Raw genomic sequence first — 6764 nt, forward strand, 5'->3', positions numbered from 1 at the left:
TATTGCCGAAGGAGAAGGGGATCTTACCAAAAGGCTGACGGTTGATTCACAAGATGAGCTTGGTGAATTGTCCAAGTGGTTCAACCTCTTTCTTGAAAAAATCAGAAACGTCATCCGTGAAATTTCTGATAATGCTGAAACCCTGTCCCAGGCAGCGGTAGCACTGTCGAAACTTTCCGGACAATTATCCGGCGGCGCAGGCAATATGTCCAAGAAAAGCGATATGGTGGCTGATTCAGCCGAGGGAATGAAATCACGTATCAACTCGATTGCAGCAGCAATGGAAGAGACCTCTACTGGGATTAGCATGGTCGCGGCATCCACCGAAGAAATAACGGCTACTGTAGACGAAATTGCAAAAAATTCTGAAAAAGCCCGGGATATAACAAGTGGTGCAGTAACCATTGCAGCCAGCACAAAAGGTAAAGTTGATGAATTGGGAAATGCCGCCATGTCTATTAATTCTGTAACAGAAACAATAACAGAAATTTCGGAGCAGACCAATCTTCTTGCATTGAACGCAACCATCGAAGCTGCACGAGCAGGAGAAGCAGGAAAAGGGTTCGCAGTTGTCGCCAATGAGATTAAAGAACTGGCTAAGCAAACGGCAGAGGCAACTCTCGAGATAAAACAACGAATTGAAAGTATACAGGGCTCAACAGGTGAAACAGTTGATGAAATTCAAAAGATTGCCAATGTCATCAACGAAGCAAACGAAATAGTCGTTTCTATTGCGGCTTCCATAGAAGAACAGTCTGTCACCATGAAAGAGGTTGCAGGTAATATTTCCCAGGCGTCATGCGCTCTACAGGATATGAATGAAAATATCAGCTTAGGCACTGAAGCTACATCTGAAATTGCGTCGGATATATCCGATGTGAATAGATCTGCAAATGAAATGGCTGACAGCAGTACAATGCTCAATTCAAGTGCCAATGACTTGACAAAGATGGCCGATACTTTAAAAAAATTAGTCGGAACATTCAAAATATAAATCATCCGTACTAAACATTTGATCATTAAATCATGATGGTCTCGTAAAACGTCATCACATGACGCTAAAAAAGTTCGAGTTCACGGCGTCGCGAATCCGTAAGGAATGAGGCGTACTTATGGTACGCCGCAGTGAAGAACAAGTTTAACCCGTCCCTTTTTCCTCCTTTAGTGGTTTTTTACAGGGCCATTATCTTTTTATGTTGAAAAAAAAATTGAATACGCTACAAAGAGAAATTGTTTTTTTGGTGTATGTCAATCATTTTTCCGTTAGTGGATGGAGTGTCATAACGTAGTGAAATGCCCTGGATACATTATAGCTGTTCAATTGTATTTGGTTGTCTTTTCGACATTTTGTATAGCTGATTTGGTTTCACTTTCTGAAAATGATATGAGGGGATTTGTCGCAGAAGAAGGAGTGTGCTTCACTCAATTGCCCGAGGCCTGTAGCACTGATGCTGAAACGGAGGAAACGCTCACAATGGAGGTTCGGGCATTGGAAAAAATTCCAGTGGATATGGGCAAAAGAAACTCAGAGATGCGCCTGGCGTCTGAGCTGGGCCCAACAAAACAAGACATTGTTGTTTCAGAGCATATGGCGAATTATCACGACGAGATTGACCTTACAGATATTACATTGGAATGGATGAAGTTTATTAATCCTCCCAAGATTGATCTCAGCAGATATGAAAATGTTGGTGCTTTAGAAAATAAATAGCTGTCGTTTAGGAGACTAAAACAGTGCGGTGGCCTATGCCCCGAGACGCTTTTCCTGAATCCTTTCGCCCGATCAAAACGTCGTGACACCCGGCTCCCTGGGAACGTTGAGCCCAAACGTCAGATGCAATGCGAAAATGAAGTATTCCTCCTGTTCAATGATCGGCGTGGTCGCCTATGGCCGCATCTTTTCATGGGCAGACGGAGGTGCCGTCACAATCAAAATCCTCGCAGTCGATGTAGGCGTCACCGTCATTGGATATGCCGTCGGAGCAGGCCTGTTCGGTGTTTTCGTCGCTCAGGCATGAGCCCAGTCCGGTGCAATCCCAGTCGTCACAGTCGGTGAAGCCGTCCCCGTCGTTGTCGAGGCCGTCCGAGCACAGCTGCCCCGTGTTTTCAGACACGGCGCATGCGCCGATGCCGGTGCAGTCCGGATCATCACAGTCCGTCAGACTGTCCCTGTCGTTGTCCACCCCGTCGTTGCAGCGATCGGCGGTGTTTTCATCGCCGGCCTGGGAACACCAGGTGGTGCCGTCACAATCAAAATCCTCGCAGTCGATGTAGGCGTCGCCGTCGTTGGATATGCCGTCGGAGCAGGCCTGTTCGGTGTTTTCGTCGCTCAGGCAGGAGCCCAGTCCGGTGCAATCCCAGTCGTCACAGTCGGTGAAGCCGTCTCCGTCGTTGTCGAGGCCGTCCGAGCACTGGTCCGCCGTGTTTTCAGCCACGGCGCATGCGCCGATGCCGGTGCAGTCCGGATCGTCACAGTCCGTCAGGCTGTCCCTGTCGTTGTCCACGCCGTCGTTGCAGCGATCGGCGGTGTTTTCATCGCCGGCCTGGGAACACCAGGTGGTGGCGTCACAATCAAAGTCGTCGCAGTCGATGTAGGCATCGCCGTCATTGGATTTGCCGTCGGAGCAGGCCTGTTCGGTGTTTTCGTCGCTCAGGCAGGAGCCCAGTCCGGTGCAATCCCAGTCGTCACAGTCGGTGAATCCGTCCCCGTCGTTGTCGTCGCCGTCCGAGCATAGCTGCGCTGTGTTTTCGTCGACGGATGTGTCGCCGTTTTCATCGTCCCCGCCGCAGGACGCCATGGCAATCAGAAACGCAACGATGAAAAGGCCAATAACCATGTGGATGCGTAGATCAGGGGGGAGCTGTTTCAGATTCATTTTCGTTCTCCGTTCGTCTTGGATTGTCACCGGTCGGCTTTCTTACGCACGTGACGGCTTTGCCTGTCGTTTCCTCGGGTTTCAGATCCGGCACGAGCGTTTTGATTGACAAATGGTGTTCAGTATTTGCGTAAGGGCTTTGTTCCCAGAGCAATCGCATGTCTGTTCATTCTTCAGGAAAAACGCAATCAACCGGGCTCAGACATGCGATTGCCCTGCCCATGTCCGCGTCCATGGCCCCAAGGCATTTCTTGACATTACGGGCGTTGAAATGTAGGCTCTTATTCACATTATCACGCTGAAAAAACAGGGCTTCCCGCCGGTTAAAGCGATGGAGGGACCCTTTTTTCTTCTTTCAGGAACGTGTTCAAACGTGCGATGGCTCTTATGGACGTTCATTGTGGACATAACCCTCACCGAGCCGCGGGACCGAGCCCTTTGCTGAGGGCATTGGCCGCAGGTTTTCTTCTTTTTCTTGCCTGCGGCGGGGCTGTGGCCGGGCCGCAGGACACCCTGCTGATCGGAGGGGACGCCAAGTATCCGCCCTATGAATTTCTTGATGAAAACAACCGCCCGTCGGGGTTTTCGGTGGAACTGTCCCAGGCTCTTGGGCGGGTGATGGGCGTTACCGTAACGATCCGGCTGGATTCCTGGGACGTGATGCGGGCGGCCTTTGACGCGGGCGAAATCGATGTGCTTCAGGGCATGTCCTACTCGGAGGAACGGGCCCGGCAGGTGGATTTTTCTCCTCCCTACACCCTGATCCACCATTCCATCTTTGTCCGTGAAGGGACGACTGATGTGACGACCCTGGACGCGCTATCGGGGAAAACGGTGCTGGTTCAGAGAAACGGCATCATGCACGACACCCTGAAAGCCCATCCCATGGGCATTATCCCCGTCCCCGTCGATTATCAGGCCGACGCCCTGCGTCAGCTGTCGGCGGGAATCCATGACTATGCCGTCGTGGCCCATCTGCCGGGATTGTATTTCATCCGGGAGTACGGCCTGTCCAATATCCGGCCGGTGGGACGGCCCGTGGCGGTTCAGAAATACGGCTATGCCGTCAGGAAAAGCGACCCCGAGCTCACCGCCCGCATCACCGAAGCCCTGGCGATTTTGAAGAAAACAGGCCAACTGGGACGCATACACCGGAAATGGTTGGGCGTCCTTGAGCCGGGGCTGACCATGACCCAGGTCCTTCGCACGGGCGGGGCCGTCTTTCTCATTCTGGTTGTGATGATTCTCGTGAGCCTTCTCTGGTCGCGTTCCCTGAAGAAACAGGTGGCGCTCAGGACCCGGGAACTCCATGCGGAGATCGAGGCCCGAAAAAAGGCGGCAGACGAGCTTGCCATGCACCAGAAACAGCTGGTTCAGGCCGATAAAATGGCGTCGCTGGGGTACCTCGTCTCGGGCATCGCCCATGAGTTGAACAATCCCAACGGGTTGATTCTGATGAACCTTCCGGTTCTGAGCGACGCCTTTGATGACGCGGCCCCCATTCTGGATGCCCATTACGCCGCCTCCGGAGATTTCATGCTGGGGGGCCTGAAATACTCCCGCATGCGTGACGAGATACCCCACATGCTTACCGAAACACGGGATGCCGCCCTGCGGATCCGATCCATCGTGGACGATCTGAAAGATTTCGGACGGCAGCGCGACGACGATCACAAAGAGGCCGTAGATCTCAATGCCCTTACGGCAAACGCCCTTCGACTGGTCAAAACGGCCCTTGAAACGGCAACCCGCCGTGTAACGGTCACCTATGGCCGGGACCTGCCGACGATCAGCGTGAACCCCCAGAGGGTCGAGCAGGTGATCATCAATCTGGTGCTGAATGCCTGTCAGGCCCTGGATCGTCCCGATCAGGCCATCACCGTGACCACCGAGCGGCATCCGGAATCGGGCCGGGCAGTCCTGATCGTTGCCGATGAAGGCTGCGGCATTGACGAAGAGCATCTCCCCCATCTAACCGATCCGTTTTTTACAACCCGGCGGGCCGAGGGGGGCACGGGGCTCGGGCTGTCCGTCTCCGCCGGTATTGTCAAGGCCCAGCAGGGGACCCTGGACTTCGTCTCGACCCCGGGGCAGGGGACCACGGTCCGGCTGTCCTTTCCTCCCATGGACGGGGTTGATGAAAAAACACATGAAGGATGCTGACATGAACGATGCTCTTTACCCTGACTTTGCCGTGCTTCTGGTGGATGACGAACCCTCCTGGCTGCGGAGTCTTGCCATCACCCTCGAACGCTCGGCGGGGATCTCCCATATCCTCACCTGTACGGACAGCCGGAAGGTGACGGGTATCCTTTCCGAATCGGATGTCGGCCTTGTGCTTCTGGATCTGAACATGCCCCATCTGTCCGGGGAAGACCTGCTCAGACAGATCCGTGAGGCCTTTCCCGAGGTTCAGGTGATCGTGGTCAGCGGCATGAATCAGGTGAATCTGGCCGTGGCGTGCATGAAAGAGGGCGCCATGGATTATATCGTCAAGACCCAGACCGGGGACCGGCTCACGGCCTCGGTGTTAAACGCCGTCCGTCGCTGTGAACTGGAGCGGGAAAACCGCTTCATCAAAGGGCTTTTTCTTCCGGGAACCCTCCGGCACCCCGAGGCTTTTTCCGAGATCGTCACACGCAACGGTTTCATGCTGTCGGTGTTCGGGTATATCGAGGCCGTGTCGCGGACCAACCAGCCGGTGCTGATCACCGGGGAAAGCGGCACGGGCAAGGAACTGGCCGCCCGGGCCGTGCACACCATCAGCAGAGCGGGCCTGCCCATGGTCACGGTGAACGTGGCGGGACTCGATGACACGATGTTTTCCGATACCCTGTTCGGCCATACCAAAGGCGCCTTCACCGGTGCGGATCACCGCAGGATGGGGCTGATCGAGTCCGCCGGTTCGGGGACCCTTTTTCTCGATGAAATCGGGGATCTGAGCCCGGCGTCCCAGGTCAAACTGCTCCGGCTCATTCAAAACGGGGAGTACTATCCCGTGGGCAGCGATACGCCGAAACATTCGCCGGCCCGCATTGTCTGCTCCACCCATCAGGATCTTTTGAAAAAAGAAAAAGAAGGGGACTACCGCAAGGACCTGTATTACAGGCTCCATACCCACCATGTGCATCTTCCCCCCTTGCGTGAACGGAAGGACGACATTCCCCTCTTGCTCGATCATTTCATGCATCTGGCCGCCGCGGAAACGGGCCGCACGGTTCCCGCCCGGCCCAGGGAGCTGATCGCTCTTTTGTCCGCCTTTCACTTCCCCGGCAATATCCGCCAGCTCAAGGCCATGGTGTTCGATGCCGTGTCCACCCACGGCCGGGGGACCCTGTCCATGGAGACGTTCAAAAAGAACATGGGGCTGAACCGCCGGACCACACCGTCCGGCCCGCCGGAGGCTGAACCCGCTGCCGGATCGGACGCCAATCCCTTTTCCACGCTCGACGAACTCCCCACCTTGAGCGAATCGTCGGCCATGCTGATCCGGGAAGCCATGGCTCGGTCCGGCGGGAACCAGACCCTCGCCGCCAGGCTTCTGGGGATCTCGCAGCCGGCCTTGAGCAAACGGCTCAAGCAGATGAACAGATCCTGAGGGCAGGGCAATCGCATGTCTGTGCCCGGTTGATTGCGTTTTTCCTGAAGGGTGCCATCGCCTGGACCTGCACTTGGTGTTACTCAGCCAGACGCCGTGTACCATGCCCTTGGCAGGGTCATGTTTTCTCTGTGCCTTGGTGTCTCCGTGAGAAAAAAAAGACTGGCGACCCTTCGGTGAAGCCGGTTTTAAGACTCTCACAGAGACACAAAGACACAGAGTCAATCCGGACATGCCGGGGCATGTCGCACGGCAAGGCTCCTGTGGGCATCCCATGTCATGGCAGAAAC

5 protein-coding genes are annotated in these 6764 nt (G+C 54.8%); 4 read left to right on the forward strand and 1 reads right to left on the reverse strand.

What is annotated here, in order from left to right; genetic code table 11:
• The coding region (locus ACYQ11_RS21545) for a methyl-accepting chemotaxis protein (RefSeq protein ID WP_459925902.1) at positions 1-994 on the forward strand (994 nt) is incomplete at its 5' end.
• Positions 995-1288: 294 nt separating this feature from the next.
• Positions 1289-1711, forward strand: a complete 423-nt coding sequence (locus ACYQ11_RS21550; RefSeq protein WP_459925903.1) for a hypothetical protein — start codon at positions 1289-1291, stop codon at positions 1709-1711.
• A gap of 190 nt (positions 1712-1901) precedes the next feature.
• Here ACYQ11_RS21550 and ACYQ11_RS21555 read toward each other — a convergent pair whose 3' ends face one another.
• Positions 1902-2876 carry a hypothetical protein gene (locus ACYQ11_RS21555; protein ID WP_459925904.1) on the reverse strand — a complete coding sequence of 325 codons (975 nt, stop codon included), beginning with the start codon at positions 2874-2876 and terminating at the stop codon, positions 1902-1904.
• Positions 2877-3314: 438 nt separating this feature from the next.
• Between ACYQ11_RS21555 and ACYQ11_RS21560 the strand changes: the two genes are divergently transcribed.
• Together ACYQ11_RS21560 and ACYQ11_RS21565 are read left to right on the forward strand one after the other, a co-directional pair.
• On the forward strand, positions 3315-5039 hold the full coding sequence (locus ACYQ11_RS21560) for a transporter substrate-binding domain-containing protein (protein ID WP_459925905.1): 1725 nt from the start codon (positions 3315-3317) through the stop codon (positions 5037-5039).
• 1 nt (position 5040) lies between these two features.
• Complete coding sequence (locus ACYQ11_RS21565) at positions 5041-6474, forward strand: sigma-54-dependent transcriptional regulator (protein WP_459925906.1); 1434 nt, start codon at positions 5041-5043, stop codon at positions 6472-6474.
• Positions 6475-6764: the final 290 nt, after the last annotated feature.

It is taken from the genome of Desulfatiferula olefinivorans (genome assembly GCF_054657895.1).